Source organism: Klebsiella aerogenes, from assembly GCA_029027985.1.
GTDB lineage: Bacteria > Pseudomonadota > Gammaproteobacteria > Enterobacterales > Enterobacteriaceae > Klebsiella > Klebsiella aerogenes_A.
Genome location: CP119076.1, coordinates 4497169 through 4520366, shown reverse-complemented (window position 1 = coordinate 4520366; position 23198 = coordinate 4497169). Strand labels below are relative to the sequence as shown.

22 protein-coding genes and 3 tRNA genes are annotated in these 23198 nt (G+C 57.1%); 15 read left to right on the top strand and 10 right to left on the bottom strand.

The window, feature by feature from the left end:
• The first annotated feature begins 10 nt into the window (after positions 1–10).
• Positions 11–364 (top strand): DUF4156 domain-containing protein, encoded by a 354-nt coding sequence (locus tag PYR66_21495; protein WEF27819.1) that lies wholly within the window; start codon positions 11–13, stop codon positions 362–364.
• A 112-nt stretch (positions 365–476) separates the two neighbouring features.
• On the opposite strand, the gene epmB is transcribed toward PYR66_21495, so the two are convergent.
• The gene (epmB, locus tag PYR66_21490) at positions 477–1508 is read right to left on the bottom strand and encodes an EF-P beta-lysylation protein EpmB (GenBank protein ID WEF27818.1); all 1032 of its coding nucleotides are present in this window, start codon (positions 1506–1508) and stop codon (positions 477–479) included.
• Between the two features lie 42 nt (positions 1509–1550).
• Between epmB and efp the strand changes: the two genes are divergently transcribed.
• From efp to sugE, 4 genes are all read left to right on the top strand, one after another.
• Positions 1551–2117, top strand: a complete 567-nt coding sequence (gene efp, locus PYR66_21485) for an elongation factor P (protein WEF27817.1) — start codon at positions 1551–1553, stop codon at positions 2115–2117.
• A 63-nt stretch (positions 2118–2180) separates the two neighbouring features.
• A complete protein-coding gene (locus tag PYR66_21480) occupies positions 2181–2312 on the top strand; it encodes an entericidin A/B family lipoprotein (protein ID WEF27816.1) in 132 nt (43 codons plus the stop codon).
• 219 nt (positions 2313–2531) lie between these two features.
• Positions 2532–2678, top strand: coding sequence for a lipoprotein toxin entericidin B (gene ecnB, locus PYR66_21475; protein WEF27815.1), 147 nt, complete (start codon positions 2532–2534; stop codon positions 2676–2678).
• A gap of 140 nt (positions 2679–2818) precedes the next feature.
• Complete coding sequence (gene sugE, locus PYR66_21470; GenBank protein WEF27814.1) at positions 2819–3136, top strand: quaternary ammonium compound efflux SMR transporter SugE; 318 nt, start codon at positions 2819–2821, stop codon at positions 3134–3136.
• A gap of 62 nt (positions 3137–3198) precedes the next feature.
• Here sugE and frdD read toward each other — a convergent pair whose 3' ends face one another.
• The 4 genes from frdD to frdA are packed head-to-tail and all read right to left on the bottom strand — an operon-like array spanning position 3199 to position 6492.
• Positions 3199–3558 (bottom strand): fumarate reductase subunit FrdD, encoded by a 360-nt coding sequence (gene frdD, locus PYR66_21465; GenBank protein ID WEF27813.1) that lies wholly within the window; start codon positions 3556–3558, stop codon positions 3199–3201.
• 10 nt (positions 3559–3568) lie between these two features.
• Positions 3569–3964: a fumarate reductase subunit FrdC gene (frdC, locus tag PYR66_21460; GenBank protein ID WEF27812.1), complete on the bottom strand. Its 396-nt coding sequence runs from the start codon at positions 3962–3964 to the stop codon at positions 3569–3571.
• Between the two features lie 10 nt (positions 3965–3974).
• Positions 3975–4709 (bottom strand): fumarate reductase iron-sulfur protein, encoded by a 735-nt coding sequence (gene frdB / locus PYR66_21455; GenBank protein WEF27811.1) that lies wholly within the window; start codon positions 4707–4709, stop codon positions 3975–3977.
• Complete coding sequence (gene frdA, locus PYR66_21450; GenBank protein ID WEF27810.1) at positions 4702–6492, bottom strand: fumarate reductase (quinol) flavoprotein subunit; 1791 nt, start codon at positions 6490–6492, stop codon at positions 4702–4704. The genes frdB and frdA overlap by 8 nt, the downstream gene beginning before the upstream one ends.
• Positions 6493–6769: 277 nt before the next feature.
• On the opposite strand from frdA, the gene epmA reads away from it, so the two are divergent.
• Positions 6770–7747 carry an elongation factor P--(R)-beta-lysine ligase gene (epmA, locus tag PYR66_21445; GenBank protein WEF27809.1) on the top strand — a complete coding sequence of 326 codons (978 nt, stop codon included), beginning with the start codon at positions 6770–6772 and terminating at the stop codon, positions 7745–7747.
• Positions 7748–7837: 90 nt separating this feature from the next.
• Here the strand turns inward: epmA and mscM are convergent, their stop codons facing one another.
• From mscM to rsgA, 3 genes are all read right to left on the bottom strand, one after another.
• On the bottom strand, positions 7838–11164 hold the full coding sequence (gene mscM, locus PYR66_21440) for a miniconductance mechanosensitive channel MscM (protein WEF27808.1): 3327 nt from the start codon (positions 11162–11164) through the stop codon (positions 7838–7840).
• A 24-nt stretch (positions 11165–11188) separates the two neighbouring features.
• A complete protein-coding gene (gene asd / locus PYR66_21435; GenBank protein ID WEF27807.1) occupies positions 11189–12151 on the bottom strand; it encodes an archaetidylserine decarboxylase in 963 nt (320 codons plus the stop codon).
• A gap of 159 nt (positions 12152–12310) precedes the next feature.
• On the bottom strand, positions 12311–13372 hold the full coding sequence (gene rsgA / locus PYR66_21430) for a small ribosomal subunit biogenesis GTPase RsgA (protein ID WEF27806.1): 1062 nt from the start codon (positions 13370–13372) through the stop codon (positions 12311–12313).
• Between the two features lie 94 nt (positions 13373–13466).
• Here rsgA and orn point away from each other — a divergent pair, with 94 nt between their 5' ends.
• A complete protein-coding gene (orn, locus tag PYR66_21425; GenBank protein WEF27805.1) occupies positions 13467–14012 on the top strand; it encodes an oligoribonuclease in 546 nt (181 codons plus the stop codon).
• 193 nt (positions 14013–14205) lie between these two features.
• Here orn and PYR66_21420 read toward each other — a convergent pair whose 3' ends face one another.
• Positions 14206–14937: an arginine ABC transporter substrate-binding protein gene (locus tag PYR66_21420; GenBank protein ID WEF27804.1), complete on the bottom strand. Its 732-nt coding sequence runs from the start codon at positions 14935–14937 to the stop codon at positions 14206–14208.
• A gap of 293 nt (positions 14938–15230) precedes the next feature.
• On the opposite strand from PYR66_21420, the gene PYR66_21415 reads away from it, so the two are divergent.
• The 3 genes from PYR66_21415 (at position 15231) to PYR66_21405 (ending at position 15598) form a co-directional block, all read left to right on the top strand.
• Positions 15231–15306 (top strand) — tRNA-Gly (locus PYR66_21415).
• A gap of 69 nt (positions 15307–15375) precedes the next feature.
• A tRNA-Gly gene (locus PYR66_21410) sits at positions 15376–15451 on the top strand.
• A gap of 71 nt (positions 15452–15522) precedes the next feature.
• Positions 15523–15598, top strand: a tRNA-Gly gene (locus PYR66_21405).
• Positions 15599–15868: 270 nt separating this feature from the next.
• Here the strand turns inward: PYR66_21405 and queG are convergent.
• Complete coding sequence (gene queG, locus PYR66_21400) at positions 15869–17008, bottom strand: tRNA epoxyqueuosine(34) reductase QueG (GenBank protein WEF27803.1); 1140 nt, start codon at positions 17006–17008, stop codon at positions 15869–15871.
• A gap of 13 nt (positions 17009–17021) precedes the next feature.
• Between queG and nnr the strand changes: the two genes are divergently transcribed.
• From nnr to miaA, 5 genes are read left to right on the top strand one after another with little or no spacing between them, the layout of a single operon-like run.
• Positions 17022–18533: a bifunctional ADP-dependent NAD(P)H-hydrate dehydratase/NAD(P)H-hydrate epimerase gene (gene nnr / locus PYR66_21395; protein WEF27802.1), complete on the top strand. Its 1512-nt coding sequence runs from the start codon at positions 17022–17024 to the stop codon at positions 18531–18533.
• Positions 18526–18987 (top strand): tRNA (adenosine(37)-N6)-threonylcarbamoyltransferase complex ATPase subunit type 1 TsaE, encoded by a 462-nt coding sequence (gene tsaE, locus PYR66_21390; GenBank protein WEF27801.1) that lies wholly within the window; start codon positions 18526–18528, stop codon positions 18985–18987. Before nnr ends, tsaE begins: the two co-directional genes overlap by 8 nt.
• A gap of 16 nt (positions 18988–19003) precedes the next feature.
• A complete protein-coding gene (gene amiB, locus PYR66_21385; protein ID WEF27800.1) occupies positions 19004–20350 on the top strand; it encodes an N-acetylmuramoyl-L-alanine amidase AmiB in 1347 nt (448 codons plus the stop codon).
• Between the two features lie 10 nt (positions 20351–20360).
• Positions 20361–22229 carry a DNA mismatch repair endonuclease MutL gene (gene mutL / locus PYR66_21380; protein WEF27799.1) on the top strand — a complete coding sequence of 623 codons (1869 nt, stop codon included), beginning with the start codon at positions 20361–20363 and terminating at the stop codon, positions 22227–22229.
• Positions 22222–23172 carry a tRNA (adenosine(37)-N6)-dimethylallyltransferase MiaA gene (miaA, locus tag PYR66_21375; GenBank protein WEF27798.1) on the top strand — a complete coding sequence of 317 codons (951 nt, stop codon included), beginning with the start codon at positions 22222–22224 and terminating at the stop codon, positions 23170–23172. Before mutL ends, miaA begins: the two co-directional genes overlap by 8 nt.
• Positions 23173–23198: the final 26 nt, after the last annotated feature.

The following is a 23198-nucleotide window of genomic DNA, read 5'->3' as shown; positions in this document are numbered from 1 at the left end:
GGGGAACAACATGCAGGTAAAATATTTAGCAGGGATTGTCGGCGCCGCATTATTGCTGGCAGGTTGTAGTTCCAGCAACGAATTAACCGCAGGCGGCCAGAACGTACGTTTTGTTGAAGACAAACCGGGAGCGGAGTGCCAGCTGTTAGGTACGGCCAGCGGCACGCAGAGCAACTGGTTGTCCGGTCAGAATGGCGATGAAGGCGGCTCAATGCGCGGCGCGGCGAATGCCCTGCGTAATCAGGCGGCGGCAATGGGAGGCAACGTGCTGTATGGCGTAAGCAGCCCAACGCAGAACCTGCTGTCGAGCTTTGTCCCAACCGATAGCCAAATGAACGGTCAGGTTTATAAGTGCCCGAACTGATGAGTGGCGCGCTCTCTGCTAATGCAAAGAGCGCTGTTCCGTTCTGCTGATGTCACGGGCGACGCTGCTGTTGATGCCGAACAGGGATGACAGGCAGCGCCGAAAGATGGCCCTAATGTTGTTGTTTTAAGCCTAAATCCAGCGGCGTTTTACTCGGCTCGCCGCCGATCTCCCGCGCCAGTCTTGGCACCATATATCCCGATACCAGCGTTAAGAGCTTACGCACGATGGCGCGAGCCTCTTCATCCTCTACCATAAAGTGGGCGGCGCCCTGAACTTTATCCAGTACGTGCAGGTAGTAAGGCATGACGCCAGCATCAAACAGCGCGTTGCTTAAATCCGCCAGGGTGTGCGCGTTATCGTTGACGCCGCGCAGCAGGACGCTCTGGTTAAGCAAGGTCACGCGGGCCTGCCGTAGTCGCGTCATGGCTGCGCGAAACTCCGGGCCAATCTCATTGGCGTGGTTAATATGATTAACCAGCAGGATCTGCAGTGAAGAGGTGTCAAATCGGGCCGCCAGCGTGTCGGTAATCCGAGCCGGGATCACAATCGGCAAGCGGCTATGGATGCGCAGGCGTTTGATATGTGGGATACCTTCCAACTGAGTGAGCAGCCAGTCCAGTTCGTGATCCTTGGCCATCAGCGGATCGCCGCCGGAGAAAATGATCTCATCCAGCTGCGGGTTAGCGGTAATGTAGTCCAGCGCGGCCTGCCAGTTGCGTTTATTGCCCTGGTTTTCGGCATAGGGGAAGTGGCGGCGGAAGCAGTAGCGGCAGTTGACCGCGCAGCCGCCTTTCACCAGCAGTAGCGCCCGGTTGCTATATTTATGCAGTAGACCAGGGACCACGCTATGCTGTTCTTCCAGCGGGTCAGTGGAAAAACCGGGTGCGGCGATAAACTCGTCTTGTGAAGTAAGTACCTGACGAAGAAGAGGATCGTTAGGATCGCCTTTCTTCATGCGCGCAATAAACGCGCGCGGTACGCGCAGCGCGAAGAGACGCTTTGCATCGCGTCCCGCCAATAGGTTTGCATCTGCGTCCAGATCTAAAAGATGCAATAGTTCATCGGGACTGGTCACAACATCGGCAAGTTGCGCGATCCAATCTTCTCTGGATGGGGTATTTAGGGTTACAATATGCGCCATTTTGTGGCTTAGCTACCAAGTTAAACAATTTCAGAGGGCCTTATGGCGACTTACTATAGCAACGATTTTCGTGCCGGTCTTAAAATCATGATGGATGGCGAACCGTATGCGGTTGAAGCCAGCGAATTCGTTAAACCAGGTAAAGGTCAGGCATTCGCACGCGTTAAGCTGCGCCGCCTGCTGACCGGCACCCGCGTAGAAAAAACCTTCAAGTCCACCGACTCCGCAGAAGGCGCAGACGTTGTTGATATGAACCTGACTTACCTGTACAACGACGGTGAGTTCTGGCACTTCATGAACAATGAAACCTTCGAACAGCTGTCTGCTGATGCAAAAGCTATCGGCGACAACGCTAAATGGCTGCTGGACCAGGCTGAGTGCATCGTGACCCTGTGGAACGGTCAGCCTATCGCAGTGACTCCGCCGAACTTCGTTGAGCTGGAAATCATTGAAACCGATCCAGGTTTGAAAGGCGACACCGCAGGTACTGGCGGTAAGCCGGCGACCCTGTCTACTGGCGCAGTGGTTAAAGTTCCGCTGTTCGTTCAGATTGGCGAAGTCATCAAAGTAGATACCCGCTCCGGCGAATATGTATCTCGCGTGAAGTAATTCATGCTGTGAGACGGTGGGCGCAGCCTTGCTGCTGCGCCTTCAGTTCAAATCAGGGATAATATGAACCGGACGCTCAAACTTCTCTCCTTGCTGCTGCTCAGCGGCGCTTTGCTTACGGGATGCAACACCGCTCGCGGGGTTGGTGAAGATATCCAGGGGCTCGGGCACGCTATCTCTCACGCTGTCAGCTAATCGCATTATCAGATATTCCTCATCTCTGAACTCGTCTCTTGCGTTCAGTCTGAACCTCTTTTTCTCTTAAAAAACGTCAGGATCCCTTCCTCATCGACCTGGTTGTCTATGCTTATAGAGCACGAAAACAAAAACTGCTCTTGCCCGTGATATTTCGACGCCGCAGGTGTGATAGCTCTCCTGCCGTTTGAACTATGTAGGGCATATAAGGATGATATTATGGTGAAAAAAGCAATTGCAGCATTCTTTACTGTGTTGGTCCTTTCCTCTGCACTGACGGCATGTAACACCACGCGCGGCATCGGCGAGGATATCTCAGATGGCGGTAGCGCGATCTCCGGCGCGGCGACTAAAGCTCAGCAATAAACATTAACGGTACGGCCTTGCGCCGTACCGTTCTTTCCATCCTCTGTGCCGTTGTTTATACTCTCTTCGTTTTTTCACCCACCTTGCGGGACGACCCGTAAGCGTATCTCATCTGGGGACGGCCCCATTAATGGAGCCTTATGTCCTGGTTAGTTCTGTTTATTGCCGGTTTGCTGGAAGTGGTGTGGGCCGTCGGCCTGAAATATACCCATGGGTTTAGCCGCCTGGCGCCAAGCGTGATTACGATTGTCGCCATGGTCGCCAGTATGGCGCTGCTGTCGTGGGCGATGAAGTCACTGCCGGTAGGGACCGCCTATGCGGTATGGACCGGGATCGGCGCCGTTGGCGCGGCGATAACCGGCATCGTGCTGCTGGGAGAATCCGCCAGCCCAATGCGTATCGCCAGCCTGGCGCTGATTGTGGTGGGGATTATTGGGTTAAAGATTAGCGCGCATTAAAAACATGTAGGCCGGGCAAGGCGTAGCCGCTGCCCGGCAATGCGCGCTGGAGCGCCAGTCGGTTAAATAAACAGCACGCCCACCAGGGTGACCACCGTCAGAATCGCCGCCAGGCCATAGAAGACCCATTTACCGTTCGGCACATGGATTTTCAGGTCATGCATCGCATGGTGAATACGGTGTAGCCCGCACCATAGCGGCAGGACGATCATCAGGAAGATGAACAGGCGGCCAATGAAGCTGTGGCCGAAGGCGTAGACGCGTTCGTAGCTGAAAGCATCGTCAGGGGCGAGCCCCAGCGGCAACAGCACGCCGACCAACAACACCATCACCGGCGCGATAATCGCGCCCCACATACCACCTGCGCCAAATAGCCCCCAGAATACCGGTTCATCGGAACGTTTTGGATTGGGATTAATCATGACCGTCTCCTTACCAGAACAGCGCGACAAACAGGATGACGACGCTGGCTACCGCCATCACCGCCCACAGCCCTTTAATCAGCGGCTCTGGCCCCATTTTTTCGCCCTTAATAATGATGTTGGCGGCCTTCGGCGCCAGCTCAAACCAGGTTTTGGTGTGCAGCAGCGCCGCCGCCAGCGTGATCAGGTTGAGGATCACCACAATCGGGTTTTGCAGGAACGCCACGTAACCGTCCCAGCTTTCCGCGCCGTGCTTGAGGGCAAACAGGCCGTATATGAGCACGATGCTGAACCAGACCGTCGGCACGGCCGTCCCTTCACGCAGCATATAGAAGCGATAAAACGGCAGCTTCTTCCACCAGGTGGCGGTCATTGGCCGCACGTAGGGTTTGCGTTTAGTCGTCATAGTGCACTCCTTAGCGTGGTTTCAGGGTGGCGATCAGGAAGTCTTTCGAACTTTCTACCTTACCCTGCTGAATGGCGGCCGCCGGATCGACATGTTTTGGACAGACTTCGGAACAGAAGCCGACGAAAGTACAAGTCCATACGCCGTTTTGGCCGTTAAGCTGCGCCATCCGTTCCTTTTTGCCGTGGTCGCGGCTGTCTTCGTTATAGCGGTGGGCGAGGGTGATCGCCGCCGGGCCGATGAACTCCGGGTTCAGACCAAACTGCGGACAGGCCGCGTAGCACAGACCACAGTTGATGCAGCCGGAGAATTGATGGTATTTCGCCATCTGCGCCGGGGTCTGCTTATTTGGCCCCTGATCCGGCGTGCGCGAATTACCGATGATGTACGGCTTAATCGCCTCCAGACTTTCGATAAAGTGGGTCATATCGACCACCAGATCGCGTTCGATCGGGAAGTTGGCCAGCGCTTCGACTTTCAATCCGTTGCTGTAATCGCGCAGGAAGGTTTTACAGGCCAGTTTCGGCACCTTGTTGACCATCATGCCGCAGGAGCCGCAGATCGCCATACGGCACGACCAGCGGTAGCTTAAATCCGGCGCAAGGTTATCTTTGATGTAGCCCAGTGCATCAAGCAGTGAGGTTTGTTCATCGTAGGGGACTTCATAGAAAGCGCTGTGCGGTGCGGTGTCCACTTCCGGGTTGTAGCGCACCACTTCAATCTTCAGTGTGTTCATCTCAGCCATTGGTCGTCTCCTTCTTCTCAGCGGCTTCCGCTTCGGCGCCATACACGCGTTTCGCAGGCGGCAGAGTGGTGATCTTCACATCGCCATACTCCAGTCGCGTGCTGCCATCGGCTTCGCGGAAGGCGAGCGTATGCTTGAGGAAATTGACGTCGTCGCGTTCGGTGCAGCCTTCATCGAGACGCTGATGGGCGCCGCGAGACTCTTTACGCGCAATAGCGGAGTGCGCCATGCATTCGGCGACGTTCAGACCATGGCCCAGCTCAATGGTGTAGAGCAGGTCGGTATTGAACACGCTGGAGGTGTCGGTGATACGCACGCGCTTAAAGCGCTCCTGCAGCTCGGCCAGCTTATCGATGGTTTTCTGCATGAGTTCCGGCGTCCGGTAGATACCGCAACCTTCTTCCATCGACATACCCATTTCGTCGCGAATTTTGGCCCAGTTTTCATCACCTTGCTGGTTCACGAGGTCTTTCAGACGGTTTTCGATGTCGCTGACCTGCGCATCCAGCGCCGCGCCGTTGCTGTCGCTGGCCTCCATGGCGCGCTGCATGGCTTGCTCGCCGGCGAGGCGGCCAAAGACCACCAGTTCGGCAAGCGAGTTGGAACCCAGACGGTTGGCGCCGTGCAGGCCGACGGAGGAACATTCGCCAACGGCGAACAGGCCCTTAATGCGGGTTTCACACTGCTGGTCGGTTTCGATGCCGCCCATGGTGTAGTGCGCGGTCGGGCGGACGGGAATCGGTTCTTTCACCGGATCGACGCCGACATAGGCTTTCGCCAGCTCGCAGATAAATGGCAGACGCTCAAGCAGTTTTTTCTCGCCGAGATGACGCAGGTCGAGATAAACCACGTCGCCGCGCGGCGTCGGGATGGTGTTGCCTTTGCGCCACTCGTGCCAGAAGGCCTGAGAGACTTTATCGCGCGGGCCGAGTTCCATGTATTTGTTCTTCGGCTCGCCGAGCGGCGTTTCCGGCCCCATCCCGTAATCCTGCAGGTAGCGGTAGCCGTTTTTATTGACCAAAATACCGCCTTCGCCGCGGCAGCCTTCGGTCATCAGGATCCCCGAACCCGGCAGGCCTGTCGGGTGATACTGGACGAATTCCATATCGCGCAGCGGGACGCCGTGGCCCAGAGCCATGCCCATCCCATCGCCGGTCACGATGCCGCCGTTGGTGTTATAGCGATAGACGCGGCCTGCGCCGCCGGTCGCCATCACCACCGCGTTGGCGCGGATTTGCACCAGTGTGCCTTCCATCATGTTCATCGCCACCAGGCCGCGAGCCTGGCCGTCATCGACCAGAATATCCAGTACGAAGTGCTCGTCAAAGCGTTGGATCTGCGGGAACTGGAGGGACGTCTGGAAAAGGGTATGCAGCATATGGAAGCCGGTTTTATCGGCGGCGAACCATGTGCGTTCGATTTTCATCCCACCGAAGCGGCGAACGTTGACGCTGCCGTCCGGGCGGCGACTCCACGGACATCCCCACAGCTCAAGCTGGGTCATTTCCGTGGGGCAGTGGTGTACGAAATAGTCTACGACGTCCTGTTCACAGAGCCAGTCGCCTCCAGCGACGGTGTCGTGAAAATGGTATTCAAAGCTATCGTGATCCTGCGCGACGGCCGCGGAACCGCCTTCGGCGGCGACGGTGTGGCTACGCATTGGATAGACTTTTGAAATCAGTGCGATTTTGGCTTTTGGATTAGCCTGCGCAGCGGCGATAGCTGCGCGAAGACCTGCTCCGCCTGCGCCAATGACGACAAGATCGGCTTGAAAAGTTTGCACGACATTCCTCCAGTTTTTGTGTATTTCGCCGCCGGGCTGGCGAAAAAGTATCACTGCTCCTTTATAGGTAAAGGAGTATAGCCATAGGGATGTTGGGGAAAATTGACGCGTTCGATTTTTTTATCAATCCGTGCGCCGATTTATCAATTTTGTTTATGCAATTTGGTTAGCAATAAATTATCAATATGTAATATCGCCACCGGATTGCACAAAATTTGTTTCACCCGTCGGTTACGAGTAGACTTCGTGCCCTTGTATGAAATCGGAGAAAAGTACCATGAGCGAAACGGCAACCTGGCAGCCGAGCGCATCCATTCCAAATCTGTTAAAACGTGCGGCTGTAATGGCGGAAATTCGCCGTTTCTTTACCGACCGCGGCGTGCTGGAGGTGGAAACGCCTTGTATGAGTCAGGCAACGGTGACTGATATCCACATGTTCCCGTTTGAAACCCGTTTCGTCGGCCCCGGCCACTCTCAGGGTCTGAATCTGTATCTAATGACCAGCCCGGAATACCACATGAAGCGGCTGCTGGCCGCCGGATGCGGGCCGGTCTTCCAGCTGTGCCGTAGCTTCCGTAATGAAGAAATGGGCCGCCACCACAATCCAGAGTTCACCATGCTGGAGTGGTATCGTCCGTGCTATGACATGTACCGTCTGATTAATGAAGTTGACGACTTACTGCAGCAGGTACTTGAGTGCCAGCCAGCGGAAAGTCTCTCTTATCAGCAGGCCTTCCAGCGTTATCTGGAGATCGACCCGCTGTCGGCGGATAAAGCCCAGCTGCGCGAAGTGGCGGCAAAACTCGATCTCAGCAATATCGCCGATACCGAAGAGGACCGCGATACGCTGCTGCAGCTGCTGTTCGTCATGGGCGTGGAGCCGCACATCGGTAAAGAGCGCCCGACTTTCGTCTATCACTTCCCGGCAAGTCAGGCGTCTCTGGCGCAGATCAGTACCGAAGATCACCGCGTCGCCGAGCGTTTTGAGGTGTATTACAAGGGCATGGAACTGGCGAACGGTTTCCATGAGCTGACCGACGCGCGTGAACAGCAGCAGCGTTTTGAGCAGGATAACCGCAAGCGCGCGGCGCGCGGTTTACCCGAGCAGCCGATTGACTATAACCTGCTGGCCGCGCTGGAAGCTGGCCTGCCGGACTGCTCCGGCGTTGCGTTGGGCGTCGACCGTCTGGTGATGCTGGCACTGGGCGTAGAAACCATCGGCGAGGTGATCGCTTTCACCGTCGATCGTGCCTGATCCGCCAGGCTTCTCTTTCTGTCTGGAAGGGGCTGGCGGTATTTCAGGGAAGAAGACGCCCGGGGAATCGCTCTCCGGGCTAGTTAGTGCTTACAAACCTCCAGGGGCTCGGCTGCTTTTACCCGCCGAGTTCAGCGGTTGGCTGCTGCGCAGGCCATCGAGGCTTTCCAGACGCATCTGGAACGGTGGGAACGGCATATCGATACCGTGCGCGCGGTAACCTTCCAGAATCAGCTGGTGCAGCTCATGACGCAGCGGCATACGGTGACCCATCTCGGCGGCATAGATACGCAGCTCGAAAATCTGAATCCCCTGCTGCAGGTCAACGAGAAATGCTTCCGGCGCTGGCGTGTCAATCACCAGCGAGCAGCGATGAGCGGCGGTCAACAGGACCTGTGTGACTTCTTCAGTATTGGCCTCCGCGGGCGCCGGGATGGTCAACACCACACGAGTGACCGAGTCCGACAACGACCAGTTGATGAACTGCTCGGTGATGAACGCTTTGTTCGGCACGATGATCTCTTTGCGGTCCCAGTCGCTGATGGTGGTGGCGCGGGTGTTAATTTTGGTCACGCTGCCGGTCAGGCTGCGGATAGTGACCGTATCGCCGATACGGATCGGTTTCTCAAACAGGATAATCAGGCCAGAGATAAAGTTGGCGAAGATTTCCTGTAAACCAAAACCGAGACCGACGCTGAGCGCCGCCACCAGCCACTGCAGTTTCGACCACTCAATACCAATCATCGAGAAACCGACCAACCCGCCGATGAGCATCAGCAGATACTTGGTGATAGTGGTGATGGCGTAGCCGGTACCTGGTGTCAAATCCAGATGCTGGAGGATCGCCAGCTCCAGTAGCGCCGGGAGGTTGCGTACCAGTTGAGTGGTAATAATCAGCACCAGAATCGCGATCAGCACCGCGCCGAGGGTGATGGGCTCAAGGCTTTCGACGCCCTGTACCGTGGAGGTCACATCCCACAGTGAGATGTTTTCGAGGAAGCCGAACGCCGAGTGAATTTCCGACCACAGGATAATCACCGACAGCAGGGCGATCAGCATCAGCAGCGAGCGGACTAAGCGCAGCGACTGGGTACTGATGGCATCGAGGTCGACTTCGCTGACCTCCGCTTCCATTGAGCCTTCCGTGCTGGTGGTGTGGGCGACATCTTCTTCGCCGCGGGCGCGCTGAGCGAGGATCTCCGCCCGTCGGTGTTTGGCTCGGTCAAAGGCCAGACGACGGCGCTGAATCAGCATCCAGCGGCGGATGATATGGTAGACCACCAACAGCAGGAACCAGATGGCGACCGAGGTTTCCAGGCGTGCCAGCAGCGCTTGCGAAGTAGCGAGATACCCCACCGCCGCCGCCAGCATCGCGACTAGCGGCGCCCCGAGCAGCAGGTTCCACAGCAGGCGGTTCACCATGTTCTCGCCGTCGCCTTCTTTATCGAGATACAACGGGATCCCGGCATGCTTCAGGCTCAGGGTGACCAGCGCCAGCGCGCCGCATATCAACATGAAACACAGGCGGCCAAGCGAGGCGGAGAATTCGCGGTCATTGAGGTTATCGAACATGATCAACGCCATAATCAGCGGCACGATCAGTCCGATGCTCATCAGGTAGTAGCGCATCGCTCTGGCGACGCGATTGCGCGGCCAGCCGAAGTGGGCGATGAACAACCCGTTCGGGCGGGCGAAGGTGGCGCAAATCATCACCACCCATAGCAGCGGCACGGTGGCGGTCACGCCATCGCCGATGGCGACTGCCAGCGGGAAGGGCCAGGCCGCCTGCAGGCCATAGCCGAGCGTCATCCACAATACCGGTAGCGGCGAAGCCACCAGAATTGACCAGAATACGGTACGCAGCGTCAGCCAGAAGTGATCCTGGGTGACCTTGCCGATGCGTGCGCTGGAGCGCTCAAGGAAGCGGGTAAAGTGGCGGCGCGAATAGATACTAAAGCCAACCAGCACCAGCGCGCCAAACAGCGGGAACAGCGTCTCTTTGCTGGTCAGCATCATGAGGCTGGCTTTGCCGAGCTGATTGACGGTATCGAGCGAAATCAGGCGGCGCAGGTCTTGCACCACCTCCAGCGGCCAGGAGAAGCCAATCGGGCTGACATCTGACGTCCAGAACAGGTAGCGGTGGGTCGCTTCGTTGATCTCTTTCAGCGCATCTTCCAACTGGCCGTTGACGACTTTCAGCTTGGTTAGCTCAAGCAGCAGAGTATCGCCGCCGCGCAGCAGTGAATTAAGGAGTTCCGTCTGCGTACGCAGCTGTGCCTGCAGGATGCGATCCTGTTCGCTGGTCAGCGCTTCGCCGTCGGCCTGGCGAATCAGTCGTAGCTGCGCCTGCTTGCTGAGCAGGTCTTCGTAATGCAAACGTTGCACGCGCAACTGAGCCGTTTCGGTATCTAACTGCTGCGGGCGCGGACGTTCCGGCAGGCGGGCGACCTGCGCGCGCAGCGCTTCGCCCAGCAGATTTGATGAACCCAGCCACTGCGACTGTTCGCGTAGCGTATTCAGCGCCTGACGTACCTGTAGCGTTTGATTGGTCGCCTGGCGCTGTTGCGAGGCCACCAGATCCAGACGCTGAGCCTGTTGATTGAGCGCCTGCGATAGTTCGCGGTTCACTTTGAACTGGGCGGTGATCCCCGGTGGCAGGTTTTCGCTGTTTTCCGCCAGCAGCTCGGTACTTTCCAGTGCTTTTTCCGCTTCCCGCTGGCGCTGGCTGTTCTGCTGATTGCGCAGCGCCTGCAGATAGGCATCGAGCTGTTCGCTTTGTTTTTGCGCCAGTTCCGAGCGGATACGTGACAGCTCCTGACGGTTATTGGCGGAGAGCTGGGCGAGATCCAGTTCATCGACCAACGCTTTCAGACGTGCGGATTCCGCTTGCAGACCAAGATTTTGCGCCTGCGCCAGCGGCGTATTGCCGGACTGCGCGCCGATACGGCGTTCAATTTCGTTAAGCTGACGACGGGCGTCGGTCTGCTGCTGCGGCAACTGGTTGAGGGAGTCGGCGATTTCCCGCGCCCGATCCTGCTCCTGTTGCGCCTGGCGGCTGGCTTCCAGCAACTGACTGCTGACCTGCAGGATTTCCTGGTTGAGCGCATCGGCGGTAAGGGCGGTAGGGACCTGGCGCGGCGTGTCGCTGATATTCGCTAACTGGGCGCGCAGAGTTTGAAACAGTTTGGGGAAATTATCGATGACGTCCTGGTACTGGCGGGTGCGCTCAACGGATGCGTTACGCTCATCGATCGCATTCAGCGCGGCTTGCAGGACTTCGACGGTTTCAGGCTGGGCGGGTTTAGCCGCCTTCGCCTGTTCCAGTTCCTGGTTAATTTGTTTGACGTCCGGGGCCGTCGCTGCGTACGCCCCGAAGCTGAGGCTCAAGGCCAACAGAAAAGTGTGTATCAGGCGCACGGCGTAACCCTTTGTCGTCAGGAATTAACCTTCGTCTTGTTTGTCGTCAGCCGCTTGGCTGGCATCGCTTTCCGCGCGCAGCGGCGCTGCGACTGGTTCTTCCGGTTCGGCTGGCGCGTCGACCTGCGGTACGGTCGCCAGCGGCTCGCCGATTTTGGTCGCCGACAGGCTTTGCAGCTGTTCAACCAGCTTCACCTGGCCCGGCGCAAACAGGTTAATCACCGTTGAACCCAGCTTGAAGCGACCCATTTCCTGGCCTTTCAGTAGCGCGACGGAACCCTCGCTATCGCCCGCAGGCCAGGTCCAGCGTTTGATGATGCCTTCGCGCGGCGGCGTCACCGTGCCGGACCAGACAGTCTCGATGCTGCCGACGATGGTCGCGCCGACCAGAATCTGCGCCATCGGGCCGAATTCAGTATCGAACAGGCAGATGACGCGCTCGTTGCGGGCAAACAAGTTCGGGACGTTTTGCGCAGTCAGGTGGTTTACCGAGAACAGATCGCCCGGTACGTAAATCATCTCGCGCAGGATACCGTTGCACGGCATGTGTACGCGGTGATAGTCGCGCGGCGACAGATAAGTGGTGGCGAAGCTGCCGTTGCGGAACAGGTCCGCCATCTGATAGTTGCCGGCCAGCAGCGCTTCCAGCGTGTAGTTGTGGCCTTTCGCCTGCAGAATTTTGTCGTCTTCGATTGCGCCAAGCTGACTGATGACGCCATCGGCCGGCATCACCAGTACGTTAGGATCGGTATTCAGCGGGCGGACGTCTTCGCGCAGCGGACGGACGAAGAAATCGTTGAAGGTGCGATAAGCGGCGGTATCCGGCTTCTGCGCCTCTTTCATATCGACCTTGTAGTATTTGACGAACAGATCGATAACCAGTTTAGTCAGCCAGCCTGCTCGTTTACTTGCCCCCCAGCCTGCGAGGCGGGTGAGCCACAGTTTAGGCAGAATGTATTGCAGCGAGAGTTTAAACGAGTTTAACAAGGTAGCCTCCAGGCCATTAATTGTCGTTCCTGACCCCGCTTTGGCGCGGGGTGCTGAAAAAGGGGGACGATTCTATACGTAAATCCTGGCGAATTGTATCCGCGGCCCCTTGCCGGATGACGGCAAGGATAAGACGTATAGCGATGACCAGCTTAAATGTCAGTCATCGGTTGATGAAAAGCTTTTACGCGTTTTTACCTGCACCTGCTCCATGCTTTCCAGAATGCGGTGATAATTCGTGAAGCGGCTTTCGGCGATAGCGCCTTTTTCTACCGCTTCGCGAATGGCGCAGCCCGGATCGGTATCATGCTTGCAGTCGCGATACTTGCAATGGCCTAAATAATCATGGAATTCGACAAAGCCGTTGGTGATTTGTTCCGCGTCGAGATGCCACAGGCCGAACTCGCGAACGCCGGGAGAGTCGATCACATCGCCGCCGTGCGGGAAGTGATACAGGCGCGCGGCGGTGGTGGTGTGCTGGCCGAGACCGGAAACATCAGAGACGTCGTTGGTCAGGATTTGCTCATCACGCAGCCCCAGCAGCGTATTCAGCAGGCTGGATTTCCCCACGCCGGACTGCCCGGCAAAGATGCTGATACGCCCGGTCAGGGCTTCTTCCAGCGGTTTCAGGCCATCCTGGGTATGGCTGGAAACCATCAGCACCGGATAGCCGATGCGGCGATAAATAGCCATTTGCTCGTTGACGAAGGCCATGCCGTCGTCGTCCAGCAGGTCTATCTTATTAAGTACCAGCAGCGGTTCAATATTCTGCGCTTCGCAGGCCACCAGATAGCGGTCGATAATATTGAGCGACAGCTCGGGTAAAATGGCTGAAACCACCACGATTTGGTCGATATTCGCCGCGATGGGTTTTACGCCGTCGTAGAAGTCCGGGCGCGTCAGCACCGAGGTGCGTTCATGCACCGCTTCCACGATGCCTTTTACGTTGACCCCGTCGGCTGCGTCTTTGCCCGGCCGCCAGACCACGCGATCGCCGGTCACCAGAGAGCGGATCGTCCGGCGAATGTTACAGCGGTGGGTGGTGCCGTCTGCGGATTCGACATCGGCATGCATCCCAAAACGGCTGATGACGGTTCCTTCAGAAGGCTCGCCAAACAGGTTGTCGTCGTAGTCGGCCTTCTCCGAAGTCGTTTTCAGGCGGCGCTGGTGGTTGGCCTTGACGCGGCGCTGTTGGCCTTTGGAGAGCTTATTTTTACTCAATCGAACTGGCTCCTGGTCGCCCTGATGGGGCAAAACCTCTATGATACACGCTATTTTAGATGAATATAGTCACGCAAGAAGGGTGGAAAATAGCATGAGTGCAGATGAAAACAACCTGATTTGGATCGATCTTGAGATGACAGGGCTGGATCCCGAGCGCGATCGCATTATTGAAATCGCCACCCTGGTCACCGACGCTAATCTTAATATTCTGGCGGAAGGCCCGACCATTGCGGTTCACCAATCTGATGCTCAACTGGCGCTGATGGATGAGTGGAACGTACGTACTCACACTGGTAGCGGGCTGGTCGAGCGCGTGAAGGCCAGTTCCGTGGGCGATCGTGAAGCGGAACTGGCGACCATTGCGTTTCTCAAGCAGTGGGTACCGGCGGGTAAATCGCCGATTTGCGGTAACAGCATCGGCCAGGACCGCCGCTTCCTGTTCAAATACATGCCGGAACTGGAAGCCTACTTCCACTATCGCTATCTCGACGTCAGCACCCTGAAGGAGCTGGCGCGTCGCTGGAAGCCGGAAATCCTCGATGGCTTTAAAAAGCAGGGCACTCATCAGGCAATGGATGATATCCGCGAGTCGGTCGCCGAGCTGGCCTACTATCGCGAGAATTTTATTAAGCTTTGAAGCGAAATATAGATTCGCGCTTATGTCGGGTGGCGCTACGCTTACCCGACCTACCCTGGTAAGCACAGGAACCGTAGCCCTGCTAAGCGCAGCGCAAGCAGGGAAAATCCCGGTTGTGCCGTTTTTGTCAGGTGGCGCTACGCTTACCTGACCTACGTTTTATGTCATTTGTCGCCCCGCAGTCTTTGCTGCGTTACTTAAACCATTTCTGTTCCATCTGCTGGAACTCCGGCGACGCCTTCACGACCTCCAGCGCTTCGTTAATCTGCTTGAGCAGATCCGGATCGTCTTTGCGGACCGCTATCGCGTATTGCTTGCCATAGTAGGCCGGGTCGGTGGCGCGTTCTTTCATCTCGGCGTAATCCGGGTTATCCGCCAGCCACTGGTCCATGGTGGGCAAGTCACCGATCGCGCCGTCGACTGTACCGTGTTTTAACGCCTCCAGCGCGCTGTTATCATTGTCAAAAACGACGGCCTGAATCCCTTTCTGCTTATCGCGGAGATAACGCTGATGGACGCTGCCTTTGACGACGGCGAGCTTTTTACCCTGCAGGTCGGCAAACCCGTGGGCGGCATTTTTCGCCGTGACCACCACGCCGGAGAGCTCCTGCCGATAAGGCTGACTAAATGCCACCTGCTTTTCGCGCATCGGCAGCACTTCAACGCCGGCGATGACGGCGTCGAACTTTTTAAAGCGCAGTGCCGGGATCAGCGTATCAAAGCGCTGCGGCGTGAATTTGCATTCGGCCTGCATCTGCTTACACAGCGCATTGGCCAAATCAATGTCGAATCCCGTCGGCTGGCCTTTGCCTTTGACGGTTTCAAACGGTGGATTGGCGGTAGTGGTGCCGAAATGTAGGGGGGCGGCCAAAGCCGTTCCCGTGATCGATGTGGTCAGCAGCAGGACGGAAAGCGCTTTTTTCATTCTGGTTCCCTGTTTGGCGTCATGGTGGACCTTTTCGCGGATACCCACCGCGGTTCAATGTGGGCGATTTTGCGCCATTCACGCGAGTGGAAAAAGATATTTTGCTAATTATGGCGGTTATTTATACAATTCAGTGGGCTGTATGGCGAGAAAATGTCCATTCAAACAAAAAACGAAAAAAAGTGCTCGCCAGGGGGTTGCAGGTAAATCGAATTCTCGTATAATGCGCCTCCCGTAACGACGCAGAAATGCAAATTACGACGCCATCGAAATATGGCAAAAAAAGCAGTAACGCGGGAATAGCTCAGTTGGTAGAGCACGACCTTGCCAAGGTCGGGGTCGCGAGTTCGAGTCTCGTTTCCCGCTCCAAAATTTGAAAGCTTCACCATACCAAATCGCAGTTTTCAGGTTACTAGCAGGTAGCTTGAAAGACGATAAGCGGGAATAGCTCAGTTGGTAGAGCACGACCTTGCCAAGGTCGGGGTCGCGAGTTCGAGTCTCGTTTCCCGCTCCAAAATTTGAAAGCTTCACCATACCAAATCGCAGTTTTCAGGTTGCTAGCAGGTAGCTTGAAAGACGATGTAAGCGGGAATAGCTCAGTTGGTAGAGCACGACCTTGCCAAGGTCGGGGTCGCGAGTTCGAGTCTCGTTTCCCGCTCCAAATTTCTTCCTTTATCCAATTTATCCACAGTGCGAAATCGCGCCAGTGATGATTTTCGTTGGATGTTCCAAAATACTGTAAACAGAGTTATCCACAGCTTGTCGCCAATCCATTGGCGAGGATAATGCTTCACTTTGTAAATAGTATTCTTATATCTAATTGAAATTTAACATCTAAATTTCATTTCAAACTGTTAATTTGATCACTTGACGTATGTCTGCCCGTTGAAACGCAATGTGTTTTTGTTTTTATTCACAGCCTGTGAATGAATTAGGCGTCGCGCGGCAACCCTTTCTCAACCACCCTGACCAGACGAAGTTTCTTCGGTAACTGCACCTCGACGACGTTGGCATTTCGCTTCTCGATTTGCTGCGCAACCGCCCATTCAATGTGTTCATCGAGAAGTGGGTGCTCACCTCGGCGGCTTTCCAGCGCCGTCAGATTGGCCTCATCCCAGGGGGCGTTACCGAGCGCGACGGCGATATTCCGCAGCCAGCGCAAATGCCCAATACGGCGAATCGCCGAACCTTCCGTCACTTTTAGAAACCAGGCCTCGCTCCAGGCGAACAGTTCAATCAGCTGCGGCGCATGCAGCGCTTTGCGCGGGCTGAAGTCTTCCTCCCCGGTGAGTTGCGAGAAACGGTTCCACGGGCAGATGAGCTGGCAATCGTCGCAGCCGTAGATACGGTTGCCGATAAGCGGGCGAAACGCTTCCGGAATTGCGCCTTCCAGCTCAATGGTCAGATAGGAGATGCAGCGTCGGGCGTCAACGGTATAAGGTTCAACAATCGCGCCGGTTGGACAGATGGTCATGCAGGCGACGCAGCGGCCGCACTCTTCGGCGACGGGCCGATCGATAGGCAGGGGGAGATCGATCAGCAGTTCGCCGAGGAAGAAGAACGATCCCGCGTCGCGGCTTAAGATAAGTGAGTGCTTACCTGTCCAGCCAAGGCCGGCTTTTTCTGCGATGGGCCGCTCCAGAATAGGCGCGGAATCGACAAACGGTCTAAAATTGAGCGAAGCACACTGTTCCTGAATCATCTCACCCAGTTTTTTCAGGCGGTTACGTAGCAGCTTATGATAATCACGCCCAAGGGCATAACGGCTGACGTAACCCAGCGCGGGATCTTTCAGGGTGCTGGCGAAGGCAGCATTGGCGGGCAGATAGTTCATGCGCACGCTAATCACGCGCAGCGTACCGGGCAAAAGTTCATGCGGACGGGCACGCATCATGCCGTGGCGAGCCATCCATTCCATTTCGCCATGGTATTGTTTATCCAGCCATGCCTGTAGCTTAGGCTCGCTGGCGCTGAGATCGGTATCGGTGATGCCGACCTGCTGGAAGCCAAGCTCTGTACCCCATTGTTTGATTTGCTGCGCTAACTGATTGAGATCGAGGGGCTGTGACATGATGGACCATACAATGACGAGAAACCCTGACAGTATACCACACATCGTGTGGCCAGCGGAGGCGCTGCGTCAGGCGGAAAAAGAGGCGGCGGATAGCCTCGGCCTGACGCTTTTTGAACTGATGCGTCGCGCGGGCGAAGCGGCGTTCCAGCTTGCTCGCCGCGGCTACCCCGCCAGCCGACACTGGCTGATCCTCTGCGGCCACGGTAATAACGGCGGCGACGGCTACGTGGTGGCGCGACTGGCGCAGGCGCAAGGCATCGCTGTGACGCTACTGGCGTTGGAAAGTGATAAGCCGTTGCCGGAAGAGGCGCAGGCCGCGCGTGACGAATGGCTCAACGCCGGCGGCGTTATCCATGCCGCCGACATCGTCTGGCCGGATGATATTTCGTTGATTATTGACGGCCTGCTCGGCACTGGGCTGCATCGCGCGCCGCGCGCCAACGTCGCCGGGCTTATTACACTGGCGAACGCTTATCCTGCGCCGATCATCGCGCTTGATATTCCCTCCGGGCTGAATGCGCACACCGGCGCGACGCCGGGCGAGGTGATTCACGCCGCCGATACCCTGACCTTTATCGCGCTTAAACCAGGGCTGCTGACCGGCAATGCCCGTGATGTCGTTGGGCGCTTACATCATCATGCGCTCGGGCTGGAGTGCTGGCTGGCGGGGCAAAATACCCACATCCGCCGTTTTTCCGCGGAACAGTTGGCAGGCTGGCTGCCGCCGCGTCGTCCGACCGCGCACAAAGGTTCGCATGGCCGTCTGGTGATTATCGGCGGCGATCGCGGTACCGCAGGCGCCATTCGCATGGCGGGCGAAGCGGCGCTGCGGACCGGGGCGGGATTAGTCCGGGTACTGACGCGGGCGGAAAATATCGCCGGTATGGTGACCGCCAGGCCAGAGCTGATGGTCCACGAGCTGAACAATGACAGCCTGACTGAAAGCCTGCAGTGGGCGGATGTGGTGGCGATAGGTCCTGGCCTTGGACAAAGCGAGTGGGCGAAAGCGGCGCTGCGGCAGGTAGAGAATTTTCGCAAACCGATGGTCTGGGATGCCGACGCGCTGAACCTGCTGGCAATCAATCCCGATAAACGTCACAATCGCGTGTTGACCCCGCATCCCGGCGAAGCCGCCCGCTTACTGAATACCAGCGTGGCAGAAGTTGAAAGCGATCGCTTATTTTCCGTACAACGTCTGGTAAAACGGTATGGCGGCGTGGTGGTGCTAAAAGGCGCAGGAACTGTGGTGGCGAATGACGTGGGCGAAATCGGTATTATTGATGCCGGTAACCCCGGGATGGCCAGCGGCGGTATGGGCGATGTGCTCACCGGTATTATCGCCGCGCTGTTGGGACAGGGGTTGACCCCGTATGATGCCGCATGCGCAGGCTGTGTGGCGCACGGCGAAGCCGCAGATCGACTGGCTGCCAGAGATGGCACCCGTGGCATGCTGGCGACCGATCTTTTTTGCACGCTGAGGCGTGTTGTTAACCCGGATGTGATTGACGTAGACCATGATTAACCGTGTGATTCCTTTACCCGACGAGCAGGCGACTTTAGACCTTGGCAACCGCGTAGCGCAGGCCTGTAGCGGCGCGACGGTTATCTATCTGTATGGCGATTTAGGCGCGGGTAAAACCACCTTCAGCCGCGGTTTTTTACAGGCCCTTGGCCACCGCGGCAATGTCAAAAGCCCAACCTATACGTTGGTGGAGCCGTACACCCTTGAAAATCTGATGGTGTATCACTTCGACCTGTACCGTCTGGCGGATCCTGAGGAGCTTGAATTTATGGGGATCCGCGATTACTTCGCTAACGATGCCATCTGCCTGGTGGAATGGCCGCAACAAGGCGCGGGTGTGCTGCCTGACCCGGATGTCGAAATTCACCTGGATTACCAGGCGCAAGGGCGTGAGGCGCGCGTAACGGCGGTCTCCTCATTGGGTGAGTCTTTATTGGCGCGTTTAGCCATTTAGCCTAAAGGATGACGGGATGAAGTATCGCATAACCAGTTGGCTGGCCGCCGCTCTGATGCTGTTCGGCACTCAGGCATCCGCGGCAAGTTTATCCGATATCCAGGTCTCAAACGGCGATCAGCAGGCCCGCATAACGTTAAGTTTTGTCGGCGATCCCGAGTATTCGTTCACCCCGCAGGGTAAGCGGGCGGTGGCGCTGGATATCAAACAGACCGGCGTGCTTCAGGGGCTGCCGCTGCAGTTTAGCGGTAATAATCTGGTCAAAAGCATTCGTGCAGGACAACCTCAGGATACGCAATCTTTGCGTCTGCTGGTCGATCTGACCGAAGATGGCAAAACGCGGGCCGTGAAGCAGCAAAGCGGCGCCAACTATACCGTCGTCTTCACCATTAATGCCGATGCCCCGCCGCCGCCTCCGCCAGTCGTGGCTAAACGGATCGAAGCGCCGGTGGTGGCGCCGCGTCCGACTACGCCGCCGCGCAACCCGTTCAGCACGTCCGGCAACGACAGAACCACGATGGTGACCCGCAGCCAGCCGGCGATGACCAATAACCAAACCGTCACCCGCCCGGCGACGCGCGCAGTGGCGACGGACGATAAAATTATTATCGCGATTGATGCTGGCCACGGCGGCCAGGATCCTGGCGCTATCGGGCCGAATGGTACCAAAGAGAAGAACGTCACTATCGCTATCGCCCATAAGCTACGGGCGTTGCTTAACGACGATCCGCAGTTTAAGCCCGTGCTGACCCGCAACGGCGATTACTTTATTTCGGTGATGGGGCGTTCGGACGTGGCGCGGAAACAAAACGCCAATTTCCTGGTCTCTATTCATGCCGATGCGGCGCCGAACCGCGACGCTACCGGCGCATCGGTGTGGGTGCTTTCCAACCGTCGCGCGAACAGCGAAATGGCTGGCTGGCTTGAGCAGCATGAGAAACAATCCGAGCTGCTGGGCGGGGCGGGTGACGTACTGGCTAATAGCCAGTCGGATCCTTATCTGAGCCAGGCGGTATTGGATTTACAGTTCGGCCATTCCCAACGCGTCGGTTATGATGTGGCGACGGATGTGCTGAGCGAACTGCAACGAGTCGGTAATCTGCATAAACGCCGTCCGGAGCACGCCAGTCTTGGCGTTCTGCGTTCGCCGGATATCCCGTCGATCCTCGTAGAAACCGGCTTTATCAGCAATACCGGCGAAGAACGCCTGCTGGGCAGCGAGGCTTACCAACAGCAGATTGCCGAGGCGATTTATAAAGGGCTGCGTAACTATTATATGCAGCACCCGCTGCAATCGGCGCCGCGCGGCGAGGCTGCGCAAACTGCCAGCGCCGGTTCGCCGGGCGGGACGTTGATTAACTAAGGAGAAGGTCATGCCGATTCAGGTTCTACCGCCGCAGCTCGCTAACCAGATTGCCGCCGGCGAGGTGGTGGAACGTCCGGCGTCGGTCGTCAAAGAGCTGGTTGAAAACAGCCTTGATGCTGGCGCCACCCGTATCGACATTGATATCGAACGCGGCGGCGCGAAACTTATCCGTATTCGCGATAACGGCTGTGGGATTAAAAAAGACGAGCTAGCCCTGGCGCTGGCTCGTCATGCCACCAGTAAAATCGCGTCGCTGGACGACCTTGAAGCTATTATCAGCCTGGGTTTTCGCGGCGAAGCGCTGGCCAGTATCAGTTCCGTCGCGCGCCTGACGCTGACTTCGCGTACCGCAGAACAGCAGGAGGCCTGGCAGGCCTACGCCGAAGGGCGCGACCAGGCGGTGACGGTGAAACCGGCGGCGCACCCGGTCGGCACCACGCTGGAAGTGCTGGATCTGTTCTACAACACCCCCGCACGGCGCAAGTTTATGCGCACGGAAAAAACCGAGTTTGGCCATATTGATGAAATCGTCCGGCGCATCGCGCTGGCACGTTTCGACGTGACGATTAATCTCAGTCATAACGGCAAGATCATGCGCCAGTACCGCGCGGCGGCGGAAGGCAGCCCGCGCGAACGGCGTCTGGGGTCGATATGCGGCGCGGTGTTTCTTGAACACGCGCTGGCGATCGAATGGCAGCACGGCGATCTGACGTTGCGCGGCTGGGTTGCCGATCCCCTGCATACCAATTCTGCGTTGGCGGAAATTCAGTATTGTTACGTCAATGGGCGTATGATGCGCGACCGGCTGATCAATCATGCCATTCGCCAGGCCTGCGAAGACAAGCTGGGCGCCGACCAGCAGCCGGCGTTTGTGTTGTATCTGGAGATCGATCCGCATCAGGTTGACGTTAACGTCCATCCGGCTAAGCACGAGGTGCGTTTCCATCAATCGCGGCTGGTCCACGATTTTATCTACCAGGGTGTGTTGAGCGTATTGCAGCAGCAGCTTGATGCGCCGCTGGCGGAAGACAGTGAAGAACCGGCGCCGCGGCAGATGCCGGAAAACCGGGTTGCTGCGGGCGGTAATCATTTCGCTCGCCCAGTATCGGCTCGTGAACCGGCGGCCCCGGGTTATGACGCCCGCGCTTCGCGCGAACCGGCGGCCTCCGGCAGCGGTTCTGGTGCAGGCGGCGCCAGCTGGCCGCATGCCCAGCCGGGTTATCAGAAACAGCAGGGGGCGCTCTATCGCCAACTGTTGGAAACGCCGGTGGCGGAAAAAAAACCGGCCGTGCCCGCGCCTGCGGAAAGCCTGGCGGCGCACAGCCAAAGCTTTGGTCGGGTGTTGACTATTGTCGGCGGCGATTGCGCATTGCTTGAACGTGGCGGCAAAGTGGCGCTACTGGCGCTGCCGGTGGCGGAACGTTGGCTGCGTCAGGCGCAGCTGACGCCGGGCGCGGAAGCGGTTTGCGCCCAGCCGTTGCTGATCCCGCTACGTCTTAAAGTGAACGAAGCCGAACGTAACGCGCTGGAAAAAGCCCAACCGGCACTGAGGGAATTGGGCATCGATTTACACGCCGATGCCCAGCACGTGACGGTTCGCGCGGTGCCTTTACCCTTAAGACAACAAAATTTACAAATCTTGATTCCTGAACTGATAGGCTACCTGGCGCAGCTAACGGCATTCGACGTCGGCGACATCGCCCAGTGGACGGCGCGTAATCTGGCGAGCGAGCACGCGCAGTGGAGCATGGCGCAGGCGATTTCCGTGTTGGCGGACGTCGAGCGTTTATGCCCGCAGCTGATTAACGCGCCGCCGGGTGGCCTGTTACAACCTGTTGATTTACATTCGGCGATGACAGCCCTAAAAGATGAGTGATGTAACTGAGGCGAGCCTGCCTAAGGCAATTTTTTTAATGGGGCCGACGGCCTCCGGCAAAACGGCATTAGCTATCGCCTTGCGTAAAGTTTTGCCCGTAGAGTTGATTAGCGTCGATTCCGCCCTCATCTATCGAGGAATGGATATCGGCACGGCCAAACCCGATGCCGCAGAGCTGAGCGCAGCGCCGCATCGGTTGCTGGATATTCGCGATCCGGCAGAGTCGTATTCTGCGGCAGATTTCCGCCGCGACGCGTTGGCAGAAATGGCGGATATCGTCGCTGCCGGGCGCATTCCGTTATTAGTCGGCGGAACCATGTTGTATTTCAAAGCGTTGTTGGAAGGATTATCGCCGCTGCCTTCGGCGGATCCTGCAGTCAGGGCCCGAATTGAGCAACAAGCAGCAGAGCAGGGGTGGCACGCATTGCACCGGCAGTTACAGGAAATCGATCCCGTCGCCGCCGCGCGTATTCATCCAAATGATCCGCAAAGACTTTCCCGAGCACTGGAAGTTTTTTTCATTTCGGGTAAAACTTTAACGGAACTGACGCAAACGTCAGGAGAGGCTCTGCCGTATCAGGTGCATCAGTTCGCCATCGCCCCGGCGAGCCGTGAACTGCTACATCAACGCATTGAGCAGCGTTTTCATCAGATGTTGGCTTCAGGTTTTGAAGCAGAAGTGCGGGCGCTATTTGCCCGTGGAGATTTGCATACGGATATGCCTTCCATTCGTTGTGTGGGATACCGCCAGATGTGGTCATACCTTGAAGGCGAGGTCCCGTATGATGAAATGGTTTATCGAGGTGTTTGCGCCACGAGACAGTTAGCTAAACGTCAGGTCACCTGGCTGCGCGGTTGGGAAGATGTTCACTGGTTAGACAGTGAGCAACCTGAACAAGCGCTCAACAAAGTATTACAGGTTGTTGGTGCTAGCCAGAACTGAACGTGTACAATTGAATGGTATCGTGC

Excerpts from the sequence above, each read along its gene's own strand:
- queG (WEF27803.1), bottom strand. The coding sequence starts at position 17,008 with ATGTCACAGCCCCTCGATCTCAATCAGTTAGCGCAGCAAATCAAACAA.
- tsaE (WEF27801.1), top strand. The coding sequence starts at position 18,526 with ATGATTAACCGTGTGATTCCTTTACCCGACGAGCAGGCGACTTTAGAC.
- ecnB (WEF27815.1), top strand. The coding sequence starts at position 2,532 with ATGGTGAAAAAAGCAATTGCAGCATTCTTTACTGTGTTGGTCCTTTCC.
- PYR66_21420 (WEF27804.1), bottom strand. The coding sequence starts at position 14,937 with ATGAAAAAAGCGCTTTCCGTCCTGCTGCTGACCACATCGATCACGGGA.
- epmA (WEF27809.1), top strand. The coding sequence starts at position 6,770 with ATGAGCGAAACGGCAACCTGGCAGCCGAGCGCATCCATTCCAAATCTG.
- mutL (WEF27799.1), top strand. The coding sequence starts at position 20,361 with ATGCCGATTCAGGTTCTACCGCCGCAGCTCGCTAACCAGATTGCCGCC.
- frdC (WEF27812.1), bottom strand. The coding sequence starts at position 3,964 with ATGACGACTAAACGCAAACCCTACGTGCGGCCAATGACCGCCACCTGG.
- epmB (WEF27818.1), bottom strand. The coding sequence starts at position 1,508 with ATGGCGCATATTGTAACCCTAAATACCCCATCCAGAGAAGATTGGATC.
- PYR66_21495 (WEF27819.1), top strand. The coding sequence starts at position 11 with ATGCAGGTAAAATATTTAGCAGGGATTGTCGGCGCCGCATTATTGCTG.
- PYR66_21480 (WEF27816.1), top strand. The coding sequence starts at position 2,181 with ATGAACCGGACGCTCAAACTTCTCTCCTTGCTGCTGCTCAGCGGCGCT.
- efp (WEF27817.1), top strand. The coding sequence starts at position 1,551 with ATGGCGACTTACTATAGCAACGATTTTCGTGCCGGTCTTAAAATCATG.
- amiB (WEF27800.1), top strand. The coding sequence starts at position 19,004 with ATGAAGTATCGCATAACCAGTTGGCTGGCCGCCGCTCTGATGCTGTTC.
- miaA (WEF27798.1), top strand. The coding sequence starts at position 22,222 with ATGAGTGATGTAACTGAGGCGAGCCTGCCTAAGGCAATTTTTTTAATG.
- orn (WEF27805.1), top strand. The coding sequence starts at position 13,467 with ATGAGTGCAGATGAAAACAACCTGATTTGGATCGATCTTGAGATGACA.
- frdD (WEF27813.1), bottom strand. The coding sequence starts at position 3,558 with ATGATTAATCCCAATCCAAAACGTTCCGATGAACCGGTATTCTGGGGG.
- nnr (WEF27802.1), top strand. The coding sequence starts at position 17,022 with ATGACGAGAAACCCTGACAGTATACCACACATCGTGTGGCCAGCGGAG.
- sugE (WEF27814.1), top strand. The coding sequence starts at position 2,819 with ATGTCCTGGTTAGTTCTGTTTATTGCCGGTTTGCTGGAAGTGGTGTGG.
- frdB (WEF27811.1), bottom strand. The coding sequence starts at position 4,709 with ATGGCTGAGATGAACACACTGAAGATTGAAGTGGTGCGCTACAACCCG.